The organism is Pseudoalteromonas sp. SG44-17, assembly GCF_014164235.1.
Classification (GTDB): Bacteria; Pseudomonadota; Gammaproteobacteria; order Enterobacterales; family Alteromonadaceae; genus Pseudoalteromonas; species Pseudoalteromonas rhizosphaerae.
Genome location: NZ_JACJEV010000017.1, coordinates 1 through 26,590, shown reverse-complemented (window position 1 = coordinate 26,590; position 26,590 = coordinate 1). Strand labels below are relative to the sequence as shown.

The 26,590-nt window shown below is 38.6% G+C and carries 19 protein-coding genes; 11 read left to right on the top strand and 8 right to left on the bottom strand.

What is annotated here, in order from left to right; all coding sequences use genetic code 11:
• Positions 1-105: 105 nt before the first annotated feature.
• Positions 106-2,355 (top strand): aminotransferase class V-fold PLP-dependent enzyme, encoded by a 2,250-nt coding sequence (locus H5182_RS12985; protein ID WP_182760149.1) that lies wholly within the window; start codon positions 106-108, stop codon positions 2,353-2,355.
• Positions 2,356-2,436: 81 nt separating this feature from the next.
• Here H5182_RS12985 and H5182_RS12980 read toward each other — a convergent pair whose 3' ends face one another.
• Complete coding sequence (locus H5182_RS12980; protein WP_145240987.1) at positions 2,437-3,465, bottom strand: LacI family DNA-binding transcriptional regulator; 1,029 nt, start codon at positions 3,463-3,465, stop codon at positions 2,437-2,439.
• Positions 3,466-3,814: 349 nt separating this feature from the next.
• On the opposite strand from H5182_RS12980, the gene pgi reads away from it, so the two are divergent.
• The 4 genes from pgi to H5182_RS12960 all read left to right on the top strand — a co-directional run bounded on the left by pgi (position 3,815) and on the right by H5182_RS12960 (position 11,614).
• The gene (gene pgi, locus H5182_RS12975; protein WP_145240985.1) at positions 3,815-5,461 is read left to right on the top strand and encodes a glucose-6-phosphate isomerase; all 1,647 of its coding nucleotides are present in this window, start codon (positions 3,815-3,817) and stop codon (positions 5,459-5,461) included.
• A gap of 301 nt (positions 5,462-5,762) precedes the next feature.
• Positions 5,763-7,235 carry a glucose-6-phosphate dehydrogenase gene (zwf, locus tag H5182_RS12970; protein ID WP_145240983.1) on the top strand — a complete coding sequence of 491 codons (1,473 nt, stop codon included), beginning with the start codon at positions 5,763-5,765 and terminating at the stop codon, positions 7,233-7,235.
• Between the two features lie 2 nt (positions 7,236-7,237).
• Positions 7,238-7,948, top strand: a complete 711-nt coding sequence (gene pgl / locus H5182_RS12965) for a 6-phosphogluconolactonase (protein WP_145240981.1) — start codon at positions 7,238-7,240, stop codon at positions 7,946-7,948.
• A gap of 1,014 nt (positions 7,949-8,962) precedes the next feature.
• Positions 8,963-11,614 carry a TonB-dependent receptor gene (locus H5182_RS12960; RefSeq protein ID WP_182760148.1) on the top strand — a complete coding sequence of 884 codons (2,652 nt, stop codon included), beginning with the start codon at positions 8,963-8,965 and terminating at the stop codon, positions 11,612-11,614.
• 50 nt (positions 11,615-11,664) lie between these two features.
• Here the strand turns inward: H5182_RS12960 and H5182_RS12955 are convergent, their stop codons facing one another.
• A complete protein-coding gene (locus tag H5182_RS12955; protein WP_145240977.1) occupies positions 11,665-12,666 on the bottom strand; it encodes a cupin-like domain-containing protein in 1,002 nt (333 codons plus the stop codon).
• 63 nt (positions 12,667-12,729) lie between these two features.
• On the opposite strand from H5182_RS12955, the gene H5182_RS12950 reads away from it, so the two are divergent.
• From H5182_RS12950 to H5182_RS12940, 3 genes are all read left to right on the top strand, one after another.
• A complete protein-coding gene (locus H5182_RS12950) occupies positions 12,730-13,428 on the top strand; it encodes a SapC family protein (protein WP_182760147.1) in 699 nt (232 codons plus the stop codon).
• A gap of 354 nt (positions 13,429-13,782) precedes the next feature.
• Positions 13,783-14,487: a SapC family protein gene (locus tag H5182_RS12945; protein WP_145240973.1), complete on the top strand. Its 705-nt coding sequence runs from the start codon at positions 13,783-13,785 to the stop codon at positions 14,485-14,487.
• 123 nt (positions 14,488-14,610) lie between these two features.
• Entirely contained in the window at positions 14,611-15,645 is a 1,035-nt protein-coding gene (locus H5182_RS12940; RefSeq protein ID WP_182760146.1) for an isoaspartyl peptidase/L-asparaginase family protein, read from the top strand.
• A gap of 32 nt (positions 15,646-15,677) precedes the next feature.
• Here the strand turns inward: H5182_RS12940 and H5182_RS12935 are convergent, their stop codons facing one another.
• The 6 genes from H5182_RS12935 to dinG are packed head-to-tail and all read right to left on the bottom strand — an operon-like array spanning position 15,678 to position 20,527.
• Complete coding sequence (locus H5182_RS12935) at positions 15,678-15,845, bottom strand: DUF2496 domain-containing protein (RefSeq protein ID WP_145240969.1); 168 nt, start codon at positions 15,843-15,845, stop codon at positions 15,678-15,680.
• Positions 15,838-16,110, bottom strand: coding sequence for a late competence development ComFB family protein (locus H5182_RS12930; RefSeq protein ID WP_145240967.1), 273 nt, complete (start codon positions 16,108-16,110; stop codon positions 15,838-15,840). The genes H5182_RS12935 and H5182_RS12930 overlap by 8 nt, the downstream gene beginning before the upstream one ends.
• Before the next feature lie 38 nt (positions 16,111-16,148).
• Positions 16,149-17,051 (bottom strand): histone deacetylase, encoded by a 903-nt coding sequence (locus H5182_RS12925; protein ID WP_182760145.1) that lies wholly within the window; start codon positions 17,049-17,051, stop codon positions 16,149-16,151.
• A 2-nt stretch (positions 17,052-17,053) separates the two neighbouring features.
• Positions 17,054-17,674, bottom strand: coding sequence for a primosomal replication protein (locus tag H5182_RS12920; RefSeq protein ID WP_182718407.1), 621 nt, complete (start codon positions 17,672-17,674; stop codon positions 17,054-17,056).
• A 1-nt stretch (position 17,675) separates the two neighbouring features.
• Positions 17,676-18,452, bottom strand: a complete 777-nt coding sequence (locus tag H5182_RS12915) for a TSUP family transporter (protein WP_182718406.1) — start codon at positions 18,450-18,452, stop codon at positions 17,676-17,678.
• Positions 18,452-20,527, bottom strand: coding sequence for an ATP-dependent DNA helicase DinG (gene dinG / locus H5182_RS12910; RefSeq protein WP_182760144.1), 2,076 nt, complete (start codon positions 20,525-20,527; stop codon positions 18,452-18,454). The genes H5182_RS12915 and dinG overlap by 1 nt, the downstream gene beginning before the upstream one ends.
• Before the next feature lie 60 nt (positions 20,528-20,587).
• Here dinG and H5182_RS12905 point away from each other — a divergent pair, with 60 nt between their 5' ends.
• The 3 genes from H5182_RS12905 to H5182_RS12895 all read left to right on the top strand — a co-directional run.
• Complete coding sequence (locus tag H5182_RS12905) at positions 20,588-22,978, top strand: DNA polymerase II (RefSeq protein WP_182760143.1); 2,391 nt, start codon at positions 20,588-20,590, stop codon at positions 22,976-22,978.
• Positions 22,979-23,257: 279 nt separating this feature from the next.
• On the top strand, positions 23,258-26,032 hold the full coding sequence (locus H5182_RS12900; protein ID WP_182732449.1) for a TonB-dependent siderophore receptor: 2,775 nt from the start codon (positions 23,258-23,260) through the stop codon (positions 26,030-26,032).
• A gap of 70 nt (positions 26,033-26,102) precedes the next feature.
• Positions 26,103-26,590 (top strand): proline hydroxylase (locus H5182_RS12895; protein ID WP_182760142.1); only part of this gene is annotated, 488 nt, incomplete at its 3' end.

The window sequence follows — 26,590 nt, the reverse complement described above, 5'->3', positions numbered from 1 at the left end:
GTATAGAAAACGCACCTGAGAGACTAATTGATTCTTACGCGGCCCATTAATTTTATGTAGAATGGGTTATAAGATATATCTTTTAGTAATATGGTGCGTTTTTTAATGTCTGATTTAATATTACCTACTGACTCATCGTCACAAATTTACCTTGATGCAAACGCAACAACACCGGTGCTACCTTGTATTGCAGAGGTTGTTTCGCATACTATGCAAATCTGCTTTGGTAACCCTTCTTCTTCACACATTACCGGTATTCAAGCTAAACACTTATTAGAGCAAACACGTCAAAAAGCACGTGATGTGATAGGTGCACAGCAGGGGGATATTTTATTCACTTCTGGGGCTACCGAAGGAATTCAAACAGCTGTCGTGTCTACGCTCATAGCAGCTAAAGATCATGCTAAACCAAATCCAGTATTACTGTATGGCGCGACTGAACATAAAGCAGTACCTAATACATTAATACATTGGAATGCCGTATTGGGTATAAACGCAACCGTGCTTGCGATCCCGGTATCGAGTGATGGCCTTTTAGATTTAGATTTTATTGCTCAACACGCTGGTGATGCACTGATGATTTGTACCATGGCGGTTAACAATGAAACCGGTGTTTATCAAGATTTAAAAGCGATTGAAAAGGTAATACGAGCACATAACACGGAAGTTGCGTGGATGGTGGATTGCGTACAAGCGCTAGGGAAAACCGCATTGGCCCTTAGTGATACAACGATTGACTACGCGCCATTTTCAGGCCATAAACTTTACGCGCCGAAAGGTATAGGCGTGTTGTATATTCGTCAAGGCAGTGCTTATACGCCATTTATTGCCGGTGGTGGTCAAGAAAGTGGCATGCGCTCCGGTACTGAAAACCTGCCAGGTATCGCAGGTCTTAACAAACTGTTTTGTTTATTGCTGGATAAAACAAACGATACGTTTAAATCAATCGATGTGTTAAACGGCTATCGTGAACAATTACATCAGGCTTTAGTAGATACCTTTGGTAATATAACCTTTAATCATACTTTTGCATTGTCAGTACCAACAACGTTAAATTTTGCTGTTGATGAACTCAGTAGTAAAGAAGTGATGGATTTGTTCGATGCGGCAGGTATTCGTATCAGTGGTGGCTCAGCCTGTAGCTCAGGCGCAAATCGTAGTTTTGTGTTAGATGCCATGGGCGTGAGTGATTGGCGTAGTGAAAATGCAATACGTTTATCATTTGGACCGGCGACAACACAGGCTGAAATAACCACTGCCTGTGCGCGTATTCGTTCACTTAAACCAATATTACAAGCTAATTGTTTGGTGGTTTCAGATTCGTCATCACCACAGCAAGAAGCGTGTGCATTAGGGTTAACACAATTTAGACATCAAGGTGCGTGTTGTTGGTTGTATGTCAGTCAAGATAAACAAGCAGTGATCATTGACCCAATTATTGAGCTTATCCCGCGGCTTGAAAAAATAGTACACACACAAAATTTAACGGTAGCAGCCATTTTAGACACACATGCCCATCAAGAGCGATGCTGTGCGACTACATTGTTGGCTCAGGCCTTAAAATTCAGTTTGCAAGACGAGCATGAATTGGGGTGGCCAGTGCAGCAAACGAGTATTGCATTACCTGAATGCACCATTGAGCGCTTAGCAACACCCGGGCACAGCCAAGATAGTGTTAGTTATTTATTGCGGTGTAACAACTCTCAACAAGTGCTATTTTGCTTTTGCGGTGATTTGCTGCTGCCTGCTGGGCTTGGTAATACTGCAATTGACGGTGGGGATGCGTTAGCTATGGCACACTCATTACGTCAACTATCAACATGCTTAGCAGAGTCGACAGTTATTTGTTCTGGTCATGACTACCAGCAATGTTTTGCTATTAATTGGCAAGTTCAACAGCAGCAAACGCCGTTATTGCATTCATTATTGAACAATGAACTAAGTGATACTGAATTTGCTAACAACAAGCAGCGCAGCGATGAAGACAATTTATGTAAATTTGCAACTTTGTGTGGTTATGCTGACAGTTTAAAATACAGTAGAGCTTACGAACTGAACGCCGTGCAAGCAAAAGATATGTTAACTGCAAGCGATGTATATTTAATTGATACCCGTGAACCATATGAACATGGGGCAAACAATATTCCTCAGTTATTTGCAGTTAGCCCCGCGCGAGTGATGAATATTCCGCTAAGTAGAATGGCAAATGCATTAGTGGACAGGCAATTGAGCCCACAGGGTAAGTATATTTTACTTTGTCGCAGTGGTAATCGTTCAAAACAAGCGGCAACTAACTTATCTCAGCTTGGCTTTACTGACGTGTATAATCTCAGCGGTGGAATGGCACTGTTATAATAACAGGGCAGAAGACTGGCAATTGACTGATAATAAATAAGGCGCTTATAGCGCCTTATTTATTATCAGTGAAGGCTGTAGCTACTGTTTAGGACCTGAACTTTCACGGATCACAATTGACGGTGTAAATGATGTGATGATGTCTTTATCTTGGTTACGAGCACCGCGAGTTTTGGTAAATAATAACCGTGCTGCATGTTGAGAGATAACATCGTTTGCTTGATGAGCGGTAGTTAACTTTGGCCATGTCTGACGGGAGAAAGGAGAATCCTCAAAGCCAGTAATAGATAACTGTTCAGGAATGGCAATACCCATTAAGCGTGACGCAAATAGAGCGCCAGCGGCCATTTCATCATTGCCACCTAATATAGCGGTAATAGCCAAGGTGTTATTCTCGGCTAACAAGTGCTTTGCACCTTCAACACCCGACTCAAACGAATATTTACCATCGTAAATAAAGCGTTTATCAAATTCTTTATGATGATCTGCCAGCGCTGCTTTATAACCTTCAAGGCGTTCAGACGTCGATTTATGTTCTTTATCGCCACAGATAAAGCCAATATTTTCATGTCCATGAGTTAAAAGGTGAGTGGTGATCTCATACGCGGCTTTATAATCGTTAACATAAATACAGGTGTCTTGATCATCATCTGATGGTCGCCCAGATAACACCCTAACGTAATGAATATTTAACTCATCGAGTAAATTGGTGATGCTACTTTGCTCTGATAATGGCGGTGTAAGCACAAGCCCAGCTAAGCGAGAGCGCTTTATCATGGTGATAAATTCATCTTTCATGTTTGCATCTGTATAAGTGCATGGATGGATCACCAATTCATAGCCTTCATCTTTACAGCGAGAAAGCACACCATTTTGCATATCAATCACATAATACGCATTAGGATTGTCATAAACTAAGCCTACCGTAAATGATGACGTACCAGCTAGGTTTCGTGCTGCAAGATTTGGCTGATAGTTCAGCTCTTTTACAGCATCCATGACTGTATCGTAAGTTTTTTTACGAACAGATGGTTCTTTATTTATTACCCGTGAAACCGTTTTCATCGAAACCCCGGCGAGCCTCGCTACATCATTTATAGTTACTTTCATAGAGTTACTTTTAGGTTATTGTTTTAGTGTTGTCATGGTCCTGATAAGAATACACCTAAGTAGACTTAACAAACGTGTTATTCATTATTTCTTCATCAAGACCAGTTAGTGTATCTAATGTTCAGTAAAATTAGCAGTAAAATAATTGAGATAATTTTTATGATACCGGTGTCAAATGAGTAAAAGTGCGTTATTATCTCGATTGTAAAATATAAAAGTAGCTTGTTGACAGCGTTGTCATTCTAACTTATCGTTAATTTTCTTTGTAAGTTAATACGCTATCAGTTCACTTTATTAATATAAAGATAGTTATAAATCAGTTTGTTGCAAGTTTAAGGGGATGTTAAAAATGAGTTGTCGTTCACAGTTAGCTAGTTGGCAAGCATTAAAAATAAGTGCAAATAAGATGAAGGAAGTTCATCTTAAAGATTTATTTGCCAATGACAGCACGCGATTCGAGCAATTTTCGACTCAGATCCCAGGTGTTTTATTTGATTATTCAAAACAATTGATTGATAACAGTGTGATGACACAGTTACTGTCATTAGCACAAGAGTGCGATATCGCTAACTGGCGAGATAAAATGTTCAGCGGTGAAAAAATTAATATCACCGAAGATAGAGCCGTGCTTCATACTGCACTTCGTAACCGTAGTGCATCATCATTAGTTGTAGATGGCGAGAATGTAAGTTCGGTGGTTAACGCTGAATTACAAAAAATTAAGTTGTTCGTTGAAAAAGTACGTAGCGGGAAATGGTTAGGTTATACCGGTAAAGCCGTGAAAGATGTTGTGAGCATTGGTGTTGGTGGTTCAAACTTAGGCCCACAAATGGCCACTGAAGCACTAAAAAGCTATGCAGATGACTCATTAAAAGTACATTACGTTTCAAATGTTGATGGCGTACAAATTGCGTCAGTATTGAAAGACATCGATCCTGAAACAACTTTGTTTGTGATTTCGTCAAAAACCTTTACTACATCTGAAACCATGACCAATGCAAAAACCGCCGTTGCATGGTTTTTAGAGTCAGCCGATGACAAGCAAGCTATTGCTAAGCACTTTGTAGCAGTGAGCACTAATTTAGAAAAAACGGCAGCGTTTGGTATTGCTGATGAAAACGTATTCACAATGTGGGATTGGGTAGGTGGTCGCTTTTCATTATGGAGTGCGATAGGCTTACCAATTGCATTGTATTTAGGCTTTGATGCATTTGAAGCGATTCTTGAAGGCGCTTTTGAAGTTGATGAACACTTTAAAACGGCCGAATTTGCAGAAAATGTACCATTGTTAATGGCTTTGTTGAGCGTATGGAATACCAGCTTTTTAGGTTTCGACTCACAGGTTATTTTACCTTACGATCAAGCATTACACATGTTGCCAGCTTATTTGCAGCAAGGTGAAATGGAAAGTAATGGTAAGCACGTTAATTTTGCGGGTAATACCGTACCGTATACTACAGTGCCAATTATTTGGGGGATGACCGGAATTAATGGTCAACATGCTTTTTATCAGTGTTTGCACCAAGGCAATGTGATTGTACCGGCTGATTTTATTGCCTCTATTAAACCTCAGGTTAATATTGGTCAGCATCACGACATTTTATTATCGAACTTTTTTGCACAAACAGAAGCGATGATGATGGGGGTTGATGCAGAGCAAGTTCGCGCTGATTTAACCGCAAAAGGTAAATCAGAGGCTGAAATAGCCGCGCTAATTGATCATAAAATCCACCGTGGTAACCGTCCTACAACATCAATGCTGTTAGATACGGTTGATGCAAAAACGGTTGGTCGCTTAATTGCCTTATATGAGCATAAAATTTTCTGCCAAGGCATCATTTTAGAGATCTGTTCTTTCGATCAATGGGGTGTTGAGCTCGGTAAAGGCTTAGCCTCAAAAATTGAAGCTGAGTTACTGGATGATAATATAAACCATCCACATGATAGTTCGACAAATGGCTTAATGAGCTATTATAAACAACGTCGAGCGCAATAAAAAATTCGTACAGCAGATACACATCTGCTGTGCAACCAAATACCTTTGAACGGGTAGCGCTGGAGTTCTTAGGGCCTGTATATTTGTGAGAGGATATACAGAGCCCCTAAGACTCATTTAATTACCAGTTTGAAATGAATACAGCTGAATCAATATTCAGCGATAAAACAAGCGAATTCAACAGGCTTTTTCTCGAGTACGATGCCAAAAAGCTGACATCAACTAAACAACAAGAATGTATGCCCGCACTATCAATAGTGGATAGTCGACAACGGGGCATAGCAAACGTAGAGAGTAAATTATGCTAAATCCTTTTGATATTGTAATTTTTGGGGGCGGTGGTGATCTTGCATTACGCAAATTATTACCTGCAATGTATCGCGCATATCAAGAAGGCAACCTTCCACAAGGTTCGCGTATTTTACCGACGGTTCGTGAAGAAAGTAAACGTGCGGAATACATAGAAACAGCTCATCAAGCACTAAAAGAATTTTTAGGTAAAGGTGAGTTTAATGCCAAAGATTGGAAAGCTTTTTCAGCGTGCTTGGTGCCAGTAGTCACGAATGTAACCGAAGCAGACGATGATTGGGATAAATTAAAAACAATACTAGATGAGCACGATGCAGACAAATCTCGGGTGTTCTATTTATCACTTCCACCTGCGGTATATGGTAGCTGCTGTGAAATACTGTCTAGCAAAGGTCTGATCACTGCTACATCACGTGTCGTTGTTGAAAAACCAATTGGTTATTGCGGTAATTCAGCAGAAGAGATCAATGCAAAAATTGCTGAATATTTTAGCGAAGAGCAAATCTTCCGTATTGATCATTACTTAGGTAAAGAAACGGTACAAAACTTAATGGCACTGCGTTTTTCAAATTCATTATTTGAAAATATGTGGGATGCTAAATCAATCGATAATATTCAAATCAGTTTATCTGAAACTGTTGGCCTTGAAAGCCGTGCTGGTTTTTATGATAAAGCCGGCGCTTTACGTGACATGGTGCAAAACCATTTATTACAATTGTTATGTTTAGTCGCGATGGAATCACCAAATAAACTTAATGCAAACAGCATCCGCACCGAAAAGCTGAAAGTATTAGAATCATTACGCCCACTTGTTGCAACGGATGTAGATGACAACATCATTCGTGGTCAATATGTACCCGGTGATTTGGATGGCAAAATTGTCCCAGGTTACTTAGAAGAGTTAAATGAAGGTTCAAGTAAAACAGAAACATTTGTTGCTATTCGTGCTCATATTGATAACTGGCGTTGGGCGGGCGTGCCATTTTACCTTCGTACAGGTAAACGTATGGCAAAACGTTGTGCCGAAATTGTCGTTGAATACAAAAAAGTATCACACAATGTTTACGGTGATAATGTTGGCAATATTGAACCAAACCGTTTGGTTATCCGCCTTCAGCCTGAAGAGACAATTCAATTAACCTTGATGTCAAAGCGTCTTGATAATTTAGAGATGCAATTAGAGCCGGTAACCATGAACATTGAACTATCGCAAGCTTATAGCAATGGTTTCCATTCAGATGCTTACAAGCGCTTGATGTTAGATGCGGCTGCAAATAATCCATCCCTGTTTATTCACCGTGATGAAGTACGTCAAGCTTGGAAATGGATTGACCCAATTATCGAGCGCTGGCAAGAAAAAGGTAAGCCTGCTTTATACCGTGCTGGTAGCTGGGGGCCTGATGATGCTGATGAACTATTAGCTGAAAATAACCATGTTTGGTTTAACACCGGCGATAAGGCATAACAATGGCAACCATCGTAGAGAAATTTTTTGATTCAAAAGATGCATTAACCGCTGAGTTATCTACAACACTTGAACAAAGTTTAGTCAGCGGTATTGAAGCTGATGGCCGTGCCGTACTGATGGTATCAGGTGGTTCATCACCTGCACCCGCTTATAAGCACTTATCTAATCTAGCATTAGATTGGGCAAAGATAGATGTTGCTATGGTTGATGAACGTTGGGTTGATGTAGCACATGAAAAAAGTAATGAAGCGTTTATTAAGAGCACGTTATTACAAAATCATGGCGCGGCAGCTAACTTCATTACTATGAAAAATAATGCCGAGACTGCGCAACAGGGTAGTGCAGAATGTGAAGCTGCGTACCAACAACTGAAACGTCCATTTGATGTTACTATATTAGGCATGGGACCGGATGGTCATACTGCTTCATTATTTCCACATGCGGGCGGTTTACAGCAAGGGCTTGAAACATCACAATTGGTATGTGCAATTAATGCTATTGAAAGTGAAGTAACAGGGAATATTACCGAACGTATGACGTTAACTTTAGCAGCGATTGCGCAGTCTAAAGTGGTTAAGTTACTGATCAGTGGAGAAGAAAAGCTTGCTGTATATAAAGCAGCAAAAGCCGGTGGAGATGAAAACGACATGCCACTACGTGCAGTTTTAAATCACCCAACAATAAATATTGAAGTTTATTGGGCTCCGTAACGACCCCAATCGACCCAAACTTTAAAATGCAGGCTATAAAGCCTGCATTTTTGTTTCTCTTCTAAATTTATCTGTATCGCACTTGCAAGATCTTTATTATTTTCGCTTATTTATTTTTATCGAAAACAACAGTTATACAATCGTGTTAAGTTACTGACCATTTATAGCTTCGCTAGAATGGTTAAATATTTAAGTCGATTGTTATTATATAACGCCCGGCAATTATTAAGTTTGGAGCGTAATGTGATCTATCTGTAAGTGACTTATCTTCACTAAATAACAAGCCTCACAAATAGTGTGAGTTAACTAGTTGTTTGTTGAAATGTGGCTACTTATGCCTACTTTATTAAAAACATGAGCATCTTAGTGGTTTAAAAAACTTCACTAACTACATTAAAAATTATCCATATAGAACAATTATATGAGTAATTTTCACGGTTCCTATAGCTCTCTAAAATTTTCAATGAAAAGGGTAGGCTATGGGGGAAAATAAAGGTAGACATTAATAGCGTAACTCTTTAAAATACAAAATGACAACGCTGTCATTGATATTGATAACTATTAATAAATTCCCCTTGATAAATTATTTGCCCTAATTTTTCTGCAATATTAATGTGAAAAGATGTGTTTTTGTTCATCCAGCTAAAGTTATATCTTTATCAGCAAATAAGCGAAATGTCATTTCTGTATAGTTGAAGTGGAACGTTTTTTTTACACTAAGACTTATCTAAAATCATAAAATTACCTAAAACAGTGCATTTGGTTTTCTCTTTTTGAACTTAACCATGCTATATTCCCGCCGTAAAACTGTAACAATTTATAAACTCTATTTTTTTAATCTATTAATATTCAATTGGTTAGTATTTTTATAGCTATTTTTTTGCACAAAACGGCTAAAAAGATGTAGCACAAATGTAATTTAGAGTGTATGGTTTGTTACTAGATGACAACGCTGTCATCATCACTGGGCAGAAGTGATAAATAAAACCAACAAAATGATTCAAGGGGAATCCTGTGTTAGCTAAAAATTTTAAAAAAAGCTTATTAGCAGTAAATATCGGTCTTGTAATGAGTGCCGGATTCACTGGTGCTGCATTCGCAGCTGATGAAGTAAAAGTTCAAGAAGACGTAGAAGTCATTGAGGTACGTGGTATTCGCGCTTCAGCTAAAGCTGATATTAACAATAAGCGTTTTGCAAATGCTGTTGTCGACTCCATTACTGCAGAAGATATTGGTAAATTCCCAGATAAAAACGTTGCTGAATCACTTTCACGTATTACAGGTGTTGGTGTTAGCCGTGAGTTTGGTGAAGGTGAAAAAATTACTGTTCGTGGTTCAGATCCGACTAAAAACCGTACTTTATTAAATGGTCAAAACGTAGGTACAGCAGATTGGTTTATACTTGACAACCCATCTCGTAGTTTCAACTTCACTATGCTACCTTCTTCACTTGTAAGTAGCCTTGAAGTATACAAATCACCAGAAGCCCGCTTAGATGAAGGTTCAATTGGTGGTACTGTTATTTTAAGAACTCGTAAACCACTCGATTTAGATTCTGGCACTACTCATATCACGTTACAGAGCCAGTACTCAGAATCATCAGAAGAACATGATCCATTAGTTGAAGGCTTTTATTCTTGGAAAAACGAAGACGAAAAGTTTGGTATTTTGATCTCAGGTTCAAAATCTGACCGTACAGTTCGTCGTGAAGGTTTTGAAGTACTAGGTTGGGATGCAAATTCAGCAGACGGTACTTATACTCCACGTACTATGGGCGTTCCTGTTTTCCGTCAAGATCGTGAAAGAACAACTTTCTTCAGTTCAATTCAGTTTGCACCTTCTGATGATTTTAGCGCAACATTAAACATCTTAGATTCGAAAATGGATGTTAATAACACTAACTCTAATTTCTTACTTATGAATCCTGGCGCAGGGGCTGACTTAACATACGTAGGCAGTAATGCAGTAAAAGGCACTGGTGGTACCGATGTTCGCTGGAACCACATCAACCGTATTTCAAAAACAGATACAAACTCAATTCACCTAGATGTTGACTTTGCAACTGATTCTTTCTCTATGAATGTTGAGTTAGGTACTACTGCAGCTGAAGGTGGTACTTTAAATGAAACATCATGGGAATATGGTGGACAAGGTGACTATAACTTCGATCTAACAGGCTCTACACCTACAGTAAATGCTGGGGTTGATGGTACTGATCCTTCTAAATTTAATGGTGGTTGGATTTGGGGTGGAAATAAACCAACAACTGATGATGAGTCATATGGACAAGTAGACTTTGATGTTCCTGTAGAGTTAGGTGCATTCACAGCTGTTAAATTTGGTGTGAAATATCGCGATCAAAAACGTACACAAGACAGAAATGCATATAGCTGGCATTGGGGTGTTGCAACTGATGGTACAAGCCCTAATTACATGGCCCAGATTTTGTCTTCGCAATGTGATACCTTAGCTAAATGTGATCTTGCGGTAGGTACTGATAGCGTTGGTGCCGATGTTGTTAACGGTGATATCACTCAACAATTAACCCATAACAGCGCTCAAATGATAGAACTTGGCTTAGGTCCAAATGCATCTTATGCTGTACATAAAAATTTAGGCGAGATATTTGAGGTAGTTGAAAAGAAAACATCTTATTATGTACAAGGTGATTTTTCTGGCGATGATTACCGCGGTAATATCGGTATTCGTGTAGCGAGAACAGATCAAGACTCTTCAGGTTACTTATACTCTTCAGACTCTTTTAGTCTATTAACAGTTAAAAATCCAGGTGAAAATGCAGATTTAGCACCTGCGACACTAGAATGGGTTACTGAATCTCGCAGCTATACAGAGATTTTACCTAACTTTAACTTGTCATATGACTTAGCCGAAGACCAAATTGTCCGCCTTTCTGCTGCTAGAACAATGGCTCGTCCTAACTTCTTTGATATATCACCAATTACAGCGCCTGGTGATTTAGGTGAAACCAACCCTACAGCACAAGCCGGTAATCCTAATCTAGCTCCACAAATAGCAAATCAGTTTGATGCCGCTTGGGAGTTCTATTTTGATGATGCGTCATTATTCGCTGTAACGTTATTCTATAAAGATATTGAAAGTTATCAAACTACAGCTACATCTTCACAAGATTTTTATGATCAGCAAACTTCTAGCTGGGTTACAGCAACAGTTTCTCGTCCTGCAAATGGTGAAGGTGGTACTACAACAGGTTTAGAAGCATCACTTCAGTATGATTTAGGTAATGGTTTTGGTGTGTCTGCTAACTATACATACACAGATGCAAATAATGATGGCGAACGTGATGTAGTAAATCCTGGTTCAGGTTTAGTTATGGGCGCATCAGAAAATATGTTAAACGCTTCTGCATTTTATGAAAATGATATGTTTTCTGTTCGTGCAATGTATAACTATCGTACTAAATGGTACAAAGGACTTCATTCATCAGGTACAGAATTGTGGAATGATGACTACGGTCAGTTAGATTTTAGTACTACTTATAATGTAACTGAAAATATTTCGGTTGTATTAGAAGCTATAAACTTAACTGATGAAAAAGTTGTTGAGTTCAACACTAGTGAAGATCGTGTACTATCTATCTACCAAAATGGTCGTAGATTCGTACTAGGTGCAAACTTCCGATTCTAATTGAACAGAGTGTAAAAAAATGCCGCTGTATAGCGGCATTTTTATTTTTACTATTTCATTCTTTCTTTTAATGCACTTGCAACTGACTTTAGACTTTCATGAGAGTTTGAAAGAATACCGTGATATTCATTACTTTTATTTTTAAATTCATCTGTTTTCTCAAATACATAATGAGAAAAAATAGCTTGCCAAGCAAGTCTCTGTGATTCAGGTAAATTACGAAGTGTTAATATACTATGTAATAAACTATCTGTTGCCTCTAATCCTAAATCCGATTTTGTAGATGTCGGATCCCACCAATAATTTACTAGTATATTAACAGGATCAATGGCTTTTACATTATGCCACCAAAGTGGAGGTATATAGAGAGCTTCACCGATCTCTAAACTTGCAGTTAACACTTTCTCCTTTGTGGCTTTAAACTTTGGATACTTTTCAAAATCAGGGTTTTCAAAATCCACTAAGCTGATTGCAGGGCCAGCCACAGTTCTATCAATGGGTGCTACGTAAAGATTTTTTATTTCATTTGCGGGTAACAAATAAAAAGTTCTTTTACCACAGAGGTTTAGGGCTATATTATGTTCAGTGTCATAATGTCCAGGAACCGTAGCAGCATTGCCTAGCCAGATACGAGGAGGAACGTTAGCTAAAAATTTAGGTGCAGAGTTCTTAATACAAAAATCAGGTAAACATTCATTTATTAGTGCACTTTGCACTGCAATAGTATCTGAACCTTGATTATTAAAATTAATTATTAATTTTTTAAGTACAGAAATAAGTGGTGCATTGTGTTTTTCGAAAGTGTAATTTTTAAATTTATTATCAGTATAACCAATTAGGCCTTTATACTTCTTGTCAATAATTAAAGTATCCACTAATTCAGTAGATGCTTGAGTAACAAGGCTTCTAAGAAGTGCTAAAGGTGATTGTTTTGCAAGTGTAACACTTGGCCAATTAGAAAATAAATCTGTTATTATAATTGGCTCATTTAAATTGCACAAAAATTCTTGTATATTTTTTATGTTATTAATACTTAATCTATCTATTTGCATACTTTAAATTACCTCTTATACGTGCTATTTTTAAGTAAATAATAATATATTAATAGGTGTTTAATGTCAGATAAATTTGAAGTTTTTAACGTGGAAAAACACAAAGGGCAGTATGTAAAAGTTGATGCTAATTTTTCACATATAAAGGATCAGCATGTTGTTCCTATCACCCCTATTGAAATTGCAAAAGTAGCACTCAATTTTCCTGTATGCTTTATGAAATCAAGCGATGAGAACCCATTTAAAATGGTTGCTATTTTAGGGCTTGAATCGGGTCGAAATGTTTTTTACAACGATGGTCATTTCAATGCAATGTACGTGCCTCAACATGTTAAAAAACAACCATTCACGCTAGCTAAAACGCCTGAAGGTCAAGTTTTTCTTGCTGTTGAAACCGCTGCATTAAATACAGAAAAGAATGGTGAAGCACTATTTGACAATGTAGGAGAACCTTCTGACTATTTGATTTATAAGCAAGTTGAACTAAAAGAACTTGCTCGACAAGAGGAGTTATCAACACAGTTCACTAGTCGACTGGTAGAACTTGGGCTACTCACTGAATGTTCTTTTAAATTTGATTTAGGTGATGGTCAAAAAAAGCAAATTTCAGGCCTTTATTCTGTTGATAGGGATTTATTAAAATCTCTAGATGATGAGTCTTTATTATCTTTGCAAAAACAAGGGATGCTAGAGGCGATATATTCACACCTTGTTTCACTTGGTCAATTTCAACGTGTTATAGATTTATCTGCAAATACTTAATATAACGAAAAATTAAAATTAAAATTAACAGTAATTTTATTTTTTATGAATAAAATATAATTGATTTAAGAAAAAGCTATACAGAGAGCAGTATTAAGGAATTTAGCTAATAGTACTCAACGTCAACTAATTAATTCATAGCTTTTTTAAAAATGGTTATTACCAGCCATATACTTTTTAGGAAGCTATAAAACAACGATAAACTTTTTATCTGTATGCAACTGTTTGAGAGGCTTATTTTACTTGGTAACATGCAAATTGACACAAAATTTTCACTTCCATTTTTGTGGCAAAACCTTTAGCCTTAGGGTACTAACAGCAAAAATATAAACTTATTAATAACGGAGCAGTAACATGGCGGAGCAACAAGTACAGCCTTTACACAATGAAAAGCATGCCAACACTAAAATTCAAAACGGCATCAATGTAGAATTTTTAAAAACTCAACACTTAGTGCCTGTCGTTGCACATGAGTTCGCGCGTGTAGCAAATGAGTTTCCAATGTCTTTCGTAAAAAATAACGAGACTGGTCAATTTCAAGCTGTAGCTATGTTTGGTTTAGAGCCTGGCGAAAACCTTTTTGTAAAAGACGGTAAGTGGACTGCAGCGTTTGCTCCTATGGCAACAACACGCTACCCACTGGGTCTAGTTAAACACCCACAAGAAGATCAATACGGTATTGTGATTGACGAAGCAAGCCCATTAGTGGGTGAAACTGAAGGAAATGCATTATTTGAAAACGGTGAAGAGACAGATTACTTAAAACGTCGTAAAGAAGCACTTGTATCATTTATTGAGTTTTCTCATGTAACTGAAGCATTCACAAAATATCTTGCTGATAAAGAGCTTTTAGTAGCGCAAACACTAACAGTTGATATTAAAGGCGAGAAAAAAGACATCAATGGTATTTACCTTATTGATGAGAAAAAGCTTAACGAGTTAAGCGACGAAGACTTTTTAGAGCTTCGTAAGCGTGGTTATTTAGCGCCTATTTTCTCTTTCTTAACGTCTACGCATCAAGTAGCACGTTTAGCTCGTTTGAAAGCGCAACAAGCGTAATTTAAACGAAATATTAAAAAGCGCCTTTGGGCGCTTTTTTTATGTCTTTTATCTGGTTAGGGTTGTAATTTAGCGCCAATTTATTCACATTGGTTATACTTATTTCCAACACAAGCTACCTGTATGAACAAGTCACTTTTTAGCGCTTTAGTTAGTGCGTGCTGTATAACGTTTAGCCCATTAGCCATAAGCGCTAGTACACCTTTGGCTATCGCTATTCACGGTGGGGCGGGCACGATTGAAAAAAGCCGTTTTACTCCAGAGCAAGAACAAGCTTATCGCTCTAAACTCAAAGAGGCGGTAGAAACTGGCTATAAAGTACTTGAGCAAGGTGGCGAAAGCCTAGATGCAGTAACCGCTGCAATCAATGTATTAGAAAACTCGCCATACTTTAATGCCGGTCGAGGTGCGGTATATACCTATGACGGCGGCCATGAATTAGATGCGTCAATTATGGATGGTCGTGATCGTCAAGCGGGCGCTGTTGCGGGTGTTAAACATATTGAAAACCCGATTAATTTAGCGCGCTTGGTGATGGAAGAATCGGTTCATGTGATGCTCAGTGGTCAAGGTGCTGAAGAGTTTGCCAAAGAGCAGGGCGTTCCATTGGTCGAAAATAACTTATTTGATACGGATAACCGTTATAAAGCGTTATTAAAAGCAAAAGAAAAACTAGATAAAGCCAAAGCTACCAGTAAAGATTATCAAGCTGCGCATCAGGCGTTACCCGTCAATTATAAAATGGGCACTGTGGGTGCTGTTGCACTTGATAAAAATGGTAACTTGGCGGCAGGTACTTCAACGGGTGGGATGACTGCAAAGCGTTTTGGTCGCATTGGTGATGCCCCTGTAATTGGTGCAGGTACATTTGCTGAAAATGCGTCATGTGCGGTATCTGCCACTGGCCACGGCGAGTATTTCATTCGTTATAACGTCGCGGCTGATATTTGCGCACGAGTTAAATATCAAAGTAAGACTATTACACAAGCGGGTGATGAAGTGATTAATAGTGTGCTAAAGCCCATTGGTGGTACTGGAGGAGTGATCATCGTTGATGGTAAAGGTAATATCAGTTTACCGTTTAATACTAGTGGTATGTATCGGGCCAGTAAATCGAATACGCAAGCGACCTACGTGGCAATTTTTAAAGACGAATAATACGATTATGCAAATGTACTACAGCCAGAAAATTATGCTGGCTGTATGTTAGTATTGAGGCGCTTTTTTTCATAATCGCTTTTGATTATTTCAAGTGCTTTGAGCACATCATCAGCGGCAACTTCATGTTGTTCAAGCAGCATTATTAAGTCTACGGCTAATTTTACGTGTGTAGGTGCTTGGGTTAACTCTTTACTCATGTCCGCCCTTTTTTTTCGCTATTTGGCTGATTGCTACATCAATGGCAATATTTACTCGTTCCTCCATATGGATCCGTTCGACCTGTGGTAAGTAAAACTCCATATCCACATCATAACGAATGTATCGGGCAGGTAGTTGGTTTAATACAGTACAGCAAAAATCAGCCATTACGTCTTCATTATAGTGCTTTTCAAGTTGTCGTTTAATGATTTCTTCAATCATAATTTTTTCATAGTAATTGTGTATGTCGTCATGTAATCGCACTGTGTTATCTACCTTGGTAGTATTAAGCTGTTTTTAGTTTATACCAAGTGCGGGTATAAATCGACAATCGCTTGAAAAAGCAGCTTATGAACCTCAACTAACTTTTGTGTATCTCGCTGATAACCGCCACCGAGCGCGCACATTAAAGGAATTGAGTGCTGTTTGCAGGTTGCTAAAACCAGCGAATCGCGTTGATATACACCCTCTAAACTAACATCAAAATAGCCTAATTCGTCTTGGCTACAAATATCAGCTCCGGCGTTATATAAAATAATATCAGGCTGATGAAGACGGATACAAAAAGCCAAGGCATTAGCGACTGTTTTTAAATATTCATTATCGCTGCAGCCAGTGTTGAGTGAGAAATCATAATCAGAATGCTGCTTTAAACGTGGAAAGTTTTGCTGACAATGAATCGAACAGCTAATCACTCCATCAAGAGAGCCACAAATTTCGGCTGTGCCATCACCTTGGTGTACATCACAATCAAAAATCAGCACCGTTGATGCTTGCTCAGTGTTAATGAGATGAGCGGCAGCAACCGCGAGGTCGTTGAAAATACAAAAACCACTGCCGTAAGCATTATAAGCATGGTGATATCCGCCGCTGAGATTTACCGCCAGCTGCGTTTTTAAAGCGTATTCAGAGGCTTGAATACTTGCACCAACAGAAAATAAAGTGCGCTCTACCAGTTGATTTGACCATGGGAAACCCATTTTCTTTATTTCTTTGTCAGTTAACTGCCCGCTAATAAAGCGTTCAACATACTCATGGCTGTGGCAAAGCTGGAGCTGTTCATTAGTCGCTTTATTTGGGCTAATAAAGTCAGTAAAACCAAGCTCTGCAATTTCTTGTTTTAGCAATTTATATTTAGCGATTGGAAAACGATGTCGTAAAGGCAGTTCAAGCGCAGAGTATAGTGGATGATAAAAAACAGTCATAGCTAGCGTAATTGTTGTTTTTCAACTATTTGAATTTTTTCTTCGGTGGCAGATATTGCCTTACGGCAGCGACCAAGGCGGCCATGAAGAGCAAGGATCTCTAAATTAATGGCTTTTGCTTTTACAGGACCCACATTTTGCATTCTTAGCTTACATTCTTCAACCATTAGCACTAAGCGACGCTCGAACTCATGATTTTGTTTGAGTTCGTCATATAGCTCATGGGCGGGTTGCATAATTTGTTTTACAGCTTGTTGGTAAGGTGCCGATTTATTATAGGTTTTACTACGGGGTTTGTAAGTGCTTTTGTTTTCTTTTTCCCAAATAGGGGTTGATTTAATGACGTTAAATACGGCTTGCACCTGATTACCTATACGCTCTAAAGCATAATTATGAGCATGGCGACGCTCCAGTGGTGGAAGGCTATTAACTTCATCTTCAATTTCTAACACATAATCAACTAATTTCATGCTTTTAGTAGTAAACACACCTCGGTCAAATAAACTGGGTTGTGCCTGCATATAGCGGTTTTTAGCAAATAACTTGGCTTTATCAAATTGCTCAGCATGCTGCTTTAAGGTTGCAACTTGTTGGCAAAGCTTATCAAAAGAAGCTGTTCGCATTTTATAAATAAGCCTCGTAAATTAGTTTTAACGCTAAAATTATCACCACAGTATTAAAAACAGGACGAATAAACTTACTGCCAAACCGAATTGCTGAATGAGCTCCAAGCCAGGCTCCAAACATCAAAAAGAAGCCCATTGTGATGCCGAGTAAAAAGTTAACATGACCAAGCGCTACAAAAGTGATCAGTGATACAAAATTTGACACAAAATTCATTGAACGGGCTAAACCACAGTTTAGCAGTAAACTCATTTTGTAGAGTAAACTATTTGATGCAGTCCAAAAAGTCCCGGTCCCAGGGCCTGCCAAGCCATCAAAAAAGCCTAAGCTTAAGCCTTGTAGCCATTGTTTTATTTTAGTTGTTTTGTTCAATGGTGGTAATTGATCATGTTCTACCGTACTTAAACTGCCAAATAAGCTGTAGCAGGCTACCATAATGATAACAATAGGCAGTAGTTTGTTTAAAAATTCAATACTCAGGTAGTCAACAATAAGGGTACCAAGTAAAGCACCAATGGCGGTTGCTATAATTGACGCTGCCCAAAATTGAGGATTAAATAATTGCTTACGGAAGTAAGTAACACTTGCGGTGAGTGAGCCAAAGCTAGCGGCTAATTTGTTAGTGCCAAGTGTTAAATGGGGCGGCAATCCTGCTGTTAAAAGTGCTGGCACGGTTAACATGCCACCACCACCGGCTATTGCGTCTATAAAGCCTGCGGCAAGTGCCACTGCGCAAAGAAGTGCCCAGGTTGTTGGGTCTAGTGCAAGTTCAAACATTAATAATCTATTTGTCTTTTAAAGGGTGGTAATGTGTCAAGCATGGCTTTGCCATATCGCTTGGTCACTAAACGGCGATCTAGGATTGTAATGCGCCCTTGATCGTTCTCTTTACGCAGCAGTCTACCACAGCTTTGCACTAATTTCTTAGCCGCATCAGGCACCGTGATAGATAAAAACGGATTACCCCCTTTACTTTGTACAAATTCTGCTTGTGCCTCTTCAATGGGGGAGGTGGGTACCGCGAATGGAATTTTAGTGATCACTAAGTTCTCAAGGTATTTACCCGGTAAGTCGAGTCCTTCGGATAAGCTTTGTGTGCCAAATAAAATACTGCCTTTACCCGCATCTATATTCTTTGTATGTTGCTTTAACAGTGCTTCACGCGACATTTCACCTTGTACTAAAATGTCGAGGTTTTTAGCGCGCAAAGCTTTTACTACATGATCCATTTGCCAGTAAGACGCAAACAACACTAAATTAGCATGTTGCGTATTTAAGTGATCCGGCAATACTTTGGCCAGATGATCACTAAATTCTTTATCGGTCGGCTCGATGTGTGATGTTGGTATGTGCAAAGTGGCTTGATTAGGATAATCAAACGGAGAAGGTACTTTTAAGTATTTTACACCTGCTTCTTTAGTAAGACCGCTTTCGTAAGCAAAATGATCGAATGAACCAAGTGCAGTCAGGGTCGCTGAGCATAAAACCGCACCGGCACATTGTCGCCACAGTTTATCTTTTAAATAGTAGCCAACTTCAATAGGGCAATCGCTGAGTAGATGGTCGTGATGGTTTTTGTATTCTAAACGCTTTATCCAACGTGCATGTGGTGTGCCTTCACCCTTGGTGGCGTAGCTATACCAAAGTTTGTTTAGTTGCTCTAAACGATTAATGTAATGACCGCTTTCGCCTAAAATAGGATCGGCAACATAGGGTTTGATATCACCATCACTGACATCTTGTACTAAGGTATCGTGCATTTTATTTAAGCAGCGCAGAGCATCGAGGGTCGCCTCGCTGATATCTTTGGCTTTAGCGTGTAACGATTCAGGTATTTCACCATGTTCAAATCGGTATGTATCGTCTTTTGAATAGTTAAAATCGGCATTATCCAAAATATCGCGAACAACTTTTAAGTCTTTATTGGCATCATTAATACTGTCACAGAGCTTAAAATTTTGCCCAATGGCTTTTTGACCTACTAATACTTTGGCCATTTTGCCACTAAATTTAGTGAGTTTATCAAGCCAATCAATGGTGCCTTTAATCGTCGCTGCGGCAGATGAAAAGTCACGCGTAATATGAGCAAGATGATGAGCTTCATCAATAACGTAAATACTATTATCTGGCTCGGGCAAAATTTTCCCGCCACCTAAATCAAGATCAGCTAATAATAATGAATGGTTAATCACTAATACATCCATTTGCATCAAGCGTTGACGAGCAAGTTGAAAAGGGCAGGTTTGATGTGCTTTCATTTGTCTTTGACAAGCATGTTTATCGCAAGCAATTAATCCCCAAACGCGATCAGGGATAGTATCTGCCCAGCTGTCTCGATCGCCTTGCCACTTTTTATTGGTGTAAGCATCATAGAGTTGCTGCAAACATTTAGTTTCCATCGCACTTAATGGCGAAGTAAGGGTGGGCATAAAGTCCATTTGTGTTTGATTGTCACCATTAACCGCATTATGTAGCTTGTGTGCACATAGGTAGCGCTGGCGGCCTTTGACTAAATCAAACTTGAAATCAAGGCCTGAATATTTTTTAAAAAAGGGGAGTTCTTTACTTATTAATTGCTCTTGCAGAGCTACTGTTGCAGTAGAAATAATTAACTTCTTTTTTTGTGCAAGCGCCAGCGGTAATGCACCTAAACAATAAGCCAGCGATTTACCCGTACCAGTACCAGCTTCAATAACGCAGATCCGCTGTTTTTTGTGGTACTCGCCCGCCAGTGTTTTTGCAATTTCGGCTACTAAGTAATTTTGGCTACTGCGAGGGCGATAATCACTGAGGTTATCGGCCACATGCTTGTGAATTTTTCTTATCGTTGTTTTTAATGCATCAGAAAGCATGGGTTAATAACCTAAAGTATGTATATAATCACAGTGCTGTATATTAATTGGGATCGAACATTGACACAAGCAATCTATCAAGGCTTTATACTTTCTAGGCAACAATATTCTGCTGATAAGTATAGCCGCCATAGCGGGATCACACTGTGCTATTGGCTAAGCTCTGATCACGGTCCAATAAAAGTGTTAGTGCCAAATCAACAAGCGGTATTTTTTATTTTAATAAAACAACGTGCTTTAGCTGCTCAGTTGTTATCAAAGCACAATATCAATGTCGAATTTAAAGACGTTGCGATTAAACACTTTAGTGGCGAACAATGCATCGCTTGCTATTTTTCAAGCTCACAAGCGTTATATCAAGCAAGGCAGCTTTTAGAAAACCAACCCCTAGAAAACCAGATCACAGTATATGAAGGTGATGTACGCCACAGCGATCGCTTTTTAATGGAGCGTTTTATTCGAGGTGGGGTGTGGGTGACAGGCGACGTTACTCAACAAGCTGGCTTTATCCAAATCGACAATGCCCAGCTAAAAGCAGCTGATTCGTATAAACCACGTTTTAAAACGCTGTCATTGGATATTGAGTGCAGTGGTGAAGGCGTGTTGTTTTCAGTTGGTTTAGTAGGTGAGGGGATTGATTGCGTTATTATGGTTGGCGAGCCACAACAGAGTGAACAGACTATTCATTGGTGCCATGATGAAATTGATTTGCTGACTCAATTACAACAGCTGGTACAACAAGCAGATCCTGACATTATTATTGGTTGGAACGTCATTGAATTTGATTTTAATGTACTTAATCGACGCGCGGATGCCCTTGGCGTTAAATTATTATTGGGTCGAGGTAATGGTCAATTACAGATCAGAGAAGGACATTTTACCCGTTTAACTCTGCCTGGGCGCTGTGTTATCGATGGCATAGATACGCTAAAAAATGCTACTTATCATTTTGATAGTTTCTCACTGGCTAATGTGAGCCATAAAATACTAGGCGAGAAAAAGTTAATCCAAAGCGATAACCGCTTGAGTGAAATTATTCGTCAATATAATGAAGATAAGCTCTCGCTAGCGGCGTATAATCGTCAAGATTGTGTGTTAGTTAATCGTATATTTGCAAAGTTAAAACTCATTGAATTTGCTATTGTTCGCACGCAGTTAACAGGATTAGAGTTAGAACGAATGGGTGGCTCAGTGGCTGCTTTTACTAACTTATATTTACCGTTATTGCATCGAAGCGGTTATGTTGCACCGAATCTAGGCGATCATGGCTTATCGTTTGAAAGCCCTGGCGGTTTTGTGATGGAGTCAATTCCTGGGCTTTATAAAAATGTTATCGTGTTGGATTTTAAAAGCTTGTATCCATCGATTATGCAAACGTTTTGTATTGATCCGCTTGGGTTAATTCGCGGCTTAGAGGAGCCTGATAACGCGATTGCAGGTTTTAAAGACGCTTTTTTTTCTCGCACTGAGCATCACCTTCCTAATTTAATAAAAAAGTTAGCCTCATCAAGGCAACATGCAAAAAACACTGCTCAGCCCATGCTATCGCAAGCTATAAAAATCATCATGAACAGTTTATATGGGGTGTTAGGTTCAAAGGGGTGTCGTTTTTACGATCCACGCTTATCAAGCTCTATTACTTTGCGTGGTCATGAAATAATGCAAACTAGCAGACTGTGGATCGAAGAGCTTGGTTATACTGTTATTTATGGTGACACCGATTCAACATTTGTGAGCCTACCAGATGAACTTGATTCAGATAACTGCAAAGAAATTGGCAAGCAATTAGCGAATACTATTAATGAAAAATGGCAGCAAACAATAAAACAGCGCTTTGCGACACAAAGTTATTTAGAAATAGAATTCGAAACACTTTATAGCCCATTCTTTATGCCGACTATCCGTGGCAAAACCACCGGCTCAAAAAAACGTTATGTTGGCCAGGTACAATGCGAAGATAAAAAAGAGCTAATTTTCAAAGGCATGGAAACCGTGCGAAGTGACTGGACAGAATTAGCGCATGAATTTCAAACCAAACTGTTTGAAACTTTATTCAGCGACAGTTTTACTGTTGAAATGTTAACACCGATTATTGAAAGTTACATTACGCGTTTGTATGCTGGGGAATTTGACGACAAACTCGTATACAGAAAAAAACTCGGCCAACACTTGGCTGATTATCAAAAAAACATCCCTCCTCAAGTCCAAGCTGTCAAAAAATACCAAGCAACTCACCCTGAGTTTGTCATTAATAAAGGCCAAATTGTTGAATATGTGTACACCCATATTGGTGCAGAGCTCTATGCAAACATGCAGCAAACCCAGACAAGTCAAAAATATGACTATGCAATTTATGTAGAAAAACAACTCAAACCAATCGCACAAATGATCCTGCTTCCCTTGAATAAAGATTTTAACTCGTCTAATAAAATACAATTACAACTCCTTTAGATAGTTCCAAATATGGGTATTATTGAGCTGTTTTTGTTGCTAAAAAGTATACATAGGAAAGTGTTTTAAATATCACTGTTGCTATTTTAGTCGTTTTAGTACCTTTTTTCAGTATGTTATCGATTTTACCCCACATTTAAATTAAATTAATGTGAACAAATGTTGGCATCTTGGTTTTTTTTGTTTACTATCATTGTGCAGTTGCAACATTAAGTGTTGCGATAGTTTACAAAAACTAAATAAAAATAACCCACAATATAGTGGTCCAGGGAGAATCAAATGTTAAATAATAAAGTTTCAAAGGCAGTTCGCTTAGCGATCGCTTTTGGTGCAGCATCAACAGCTGCATTTTCAGCAACTTCATTCGCAGCAGAAGAAGAAGGTGTTGATAAAGTAGAACGTATCCAAGTTACTGGTTCTCGTATTAAACGAACCGATTTAGAAAGTGCTAGTCCTGTACTTGTACTAGACCGTTCAGATATTGCTGCAAGTGGCCAGATCAGTATCGGTAATATCTTACAGCAAATCCCTGCCGCAGGTGCTGCATTGAATACTGCATTTAATAATGGCGGTAATGGTTCAACTAACATGGATTTGCGTAACCTAGGCGCACAGCGTCTATTGGTTTTAGTGAATGGCAAACGTTGGATATCATCTTTAGGTTCAACAGTTGATTTAAATACCATTCCAGCAGCATCAATTGAACGTGTTGAAGTTGTTAAAGATGGCGCATCAGCTATTTACGGTTCAGATGCGATAGCTGGTGTTGTGAACATCATCACACGTAAAGATTTTGAAGGTGCAGAGCTTTCAGTTTATGGTGGTGAAAACTTAAAATATAACGATGGCCGTCAATATTCAGCTGATTTAACAATTGGTACCACCTCTGATAAAGGTGGCTTGATGATGAACCTTAGCCACGTTACTCAAGCTGAAATTTGGGCTGGTGATCGTGATATCTCATCAATGGGTAACAGTTCAACAACAGAAAAAGGCCGTCTTCGTTTAACATCTAGTGCTATTTCAGATTCACTTCGAAATGATTTGCTAGCTCAAGGTTATACTGAAAATAACGCTGGAAAATCTAATGCTGGCTTCGATTTAGTTCCAAATGGTGCTGGTTCAGGTGTAGGCATTGATTCATTCAGAGATCGCAGTGGTGATGTGTATAACTATGCACCAGAAAACTATTTGTCGACTCCACAAGTACGTAATAGTATGTACGTACAAGCTTTTTATGACCTTTCTGATGATCTTAGAGTAGTATCTGATTTCATGATGACAAACCGTGAGTCATCTCAGTTATTAGCTGCAATGCCACTTACTATTGGTGCGTCTTTTGGTGCATCTGCAAGTAAAGTAGATATTCATGCAAATAATATCTATAACCCTTTCGGTGAAACTTTATATGGTGATGGCGCACGTTCTGGTGTTGACGGATATGTACCTTATGCAGGTCAACGTCGATTTGTAGAAGCGGGTAATCGTATTTACAAACAAAATGATACAACATACCGCGCAATGGTTGGTTTAGAGGGTAATGTTGGCGATACATCTTGGGTTTGGGATGCATCATATATATACGGTAAAAATAGCCAAGACGTATTAACAACAGGTCTATTAAATTTAACGCGTATTAATCAGGCACTTGGTGATAACTGTAACGCATCAACGTCATGTGTACCGCTTAACTTATTTGGTGGTGCTGGTTCAATTACACCGGAAATGGTTGATTTCGTAACGTTTGATAGCGTATCGCGTGAAGGTTTAGAGCTAAAAGATTATACAGTAAACTTTGCGGGTGATGCATTTGAATTACCAGCTGGTGTAGTTGGTATGGCTATCGGTTTAGAGCGTCGTGAAGAGACTGGTTATGATACTCCAGATCCACTAACGCAAAGTGGTGAAACGTCAGGTAACCAACGTGATGCTACTTCTGGTGGTTTCCGCTTAGACGAGGCATATGTTGAGCTATCAATTCCTGTTCTTGAAGGCTTAACTATTTCACCAGCAATTCGATTCTCAGATCACAGTGCATATGGTAGCAACTCTACTGCTAAAGTGGGTGTAGAATACCGTCCAATCGACGACATTTTACTTCGTGGTACATGGGCTGAAGGTTATAGAGCTCCTTCAATTTCGGATTTATATGCAGGTAATGCTGATTCATATCCAACACTAACAGATCCATGTAATTCAGTTGAGGGTGCAGTTCCTAACCTTCCAGGTTGTGCTGGTGTACCAGATGGTTATGCACAAGCAAATACTCAAATTCGTATTACAAATGTATCATCGCCAGATCTTAAGCCGGAAGAGTCAGAATCAAAAACATTTGGTATTGTTTATAACCCAAGTTATGTTGATGGTTTAGAATTCACAATCGATTATTATGATATTGAAGTTACAAACTCAATCGGTCGTTATGGTGCTTCAAGACTTCTGAATGAATGTTCAACAGGCGATAATGCTCAGTCTTGTGATTATATTGATCGCGATGCAAACGGTAATGTTGTTGATTTACGTAACTTCCTACAAAATTCAGGTTCATACAACGTAGAAGGTATTGACTTCTTTACAGCCTATAAATTTGATACTGAATACGGTAGCTTTAAAACGTCACTAGACTTGTCATATGTGATGACGAATGAATTTGATGGTGAAGATCAAGTTGGGATTCAGTATGGTGATGCTGGTTACCCTGAATATAAAGGTACATTTGCAGTTGATTGGTCGATGGGTGATTTTGACGCTCATTGGCAAACTCGTTATGTAGATCGTTTACAGAACTATTACGATGTTTTATATGGTGCTGAAAACTACCCAGGTATGGCAGCGGAGATCGGTTCTTACTTTGTACATGATGTTTCAGTAGGCTACGCATTAGATGCTTATAATACTAAGTTAACACTAGGTATTGAGAATTTATTCGCTAAAGAACCATCACCAGAATATAGCAATAACGATATAGCTATCTCTACAAACAACTTCTCAGTTACTGAGTATGATGTAAATATGGATCGCTTTGTATATTTACGAGCAACTATTAAATTTTAATGCATTATTAATAATTTAATTTAATTTAATTTAAAGCCACTCTAGAGTGGCTTTTTTTTATGAGGTAAAAATGGTTGAGTTAAAAAATATAAGTGAAAAGCTGGAGAGTATACAAGAAGAGTATATGAAAAATAAAAGGGTCATGCTCTCAGACGTATGGACAGATGAAAGTGCATCACTTTTGCACGAAGCGATCGAAAATAAGACGAGTTTTCTAAATGCTTTTGCTATAGATGGTAAATATATTCAATCTTCAGATCGTGAATTAGGGAGTATGACTACAGAAGAAAAAAGAGAACTCCAAAGGACAATCTATAAAGATGCTTCAAATGGAATTGGCTTTTTTTATGGGCGACATAATATCAATAAAAATACAGAGTTTTCTTTATATAAAGCTCTTTTTAATTATCTGAATTCAGATGTTTGCCTTAATTTTATTCGACAGATCACTGGTAATGAAAATGTAATTAGTGCAAGTGTACAAGTAACACGCTATATATCAGGTAATTTTTTAACAAGGCATAATGATGTGCTACCTAGTGAAGGTAGAGCTATTGC

Excerpts from the sequence above, each read along its gene's own strand:
- H5182_RS12985 (WP_182760149.1), top strand. The coding sequence starts at position 106 with ATGTCTGATTTAATATTACCTACTGACTCATCGTCACAAATTTACCTT.
- H5182_RS12980 (WP_145240987.1), bottom strand. The coding sequence starts at position 3,465 with ATGAAAGTAACTATAAATGATGTAGCGAGGCTCGCCGGGGTTTCGATG.
- pgi (WP_145240985.1), top strand. The coding sequence starts at position 3,815 with ATGAGTTGTCGTTCACAGTTAGCTAGTTGGCAAGCATTAAAAATAAGT.
- zwf (WP_145240983.1), top strand. The coding sequence starts at position 5,763 with ATGCTAAATCCTTTTGATATTGTAATTTTTGGGGGCGGTGGTGATCTT.
- pgl (WP_145240981.1), top strand. The coding sequence starts at position 7,238 with ATGGCAACCATCGTAGAGAAATTTTTTGATTCAAAAGATGCATTAACC.
- H5182_RS12955 (WP_145240977.1), bottom strand. The coding sequence starts at position 12,666 with ATGCAAATAGATAGATTAAGTATTAATAACATAAAAAATATACAAGAA.
- H5182_RS12950 (WP_182760147.1), top strand. The coding sequence starts at position 12,730 with ATGTCAGATAAATTTGAAGTTTTTAACGTGGAAAAACACAAAGGGCAG.
- H5182_RS12945 (WP_145240973.1), top strand. The coding sequence starts at position 13,783 with ATGGCGGAGCAACAAGTACAGCCTTTACACAATGAAAAGCATGCCAAC.
- H5182_RS12940 (WP_182760146.1), top strand. The coding sequence starts at position 14,611 with ATGAACAAGTCACTTTTTAGCGCTTTAGTTAGTGCGTGCTGTATAACG.
- H5182_RS12935 (WP_145240969.1), bottom strand. The coding sequence starts at position 15,845 with ATGAGTAAAGAGTTAACCCAAGCACCTACACACGTAAAATTAGCCGTA.
- H5182_RS12925 (WP_182760145.1), bottom strand. The coding sequence starts at position 17,051 with ATGACTGTTTTTTATCATCCACTATACTCTGCGCTTGAACTGCCTTTA.
- H5182_RS12920 (WP_182718407.1), bottom strand. The coding sequence starts at position 17,674 with ATGCGAACAGCTTCTTTTGATAAGCTTTGCCAACAAGTTGCAACCTTA.
- H5182_RS12915 (WP_182718406.1), bottom strand. The coding sequence starts at position 18,452 with ATGTTTGAACTTGCACTAGACCCAACAACCTGGGCACTTCTTTGCGCA.
- dinG (WP_182760144.1), bottom strand. The coding sequence starts at position 20,527 with ATGCTTTCTGATGCATTAAAAACAACGATAAGAAAAATTCACAAGCAT.
- H5182_RS12900 (WP_182732449.1), top strand. The coding sequence starts at position 23,258 with ATGTTAAATAATAAAGTTTCAAAGGCAGTTCGCTTAGCGATCGCTTTT.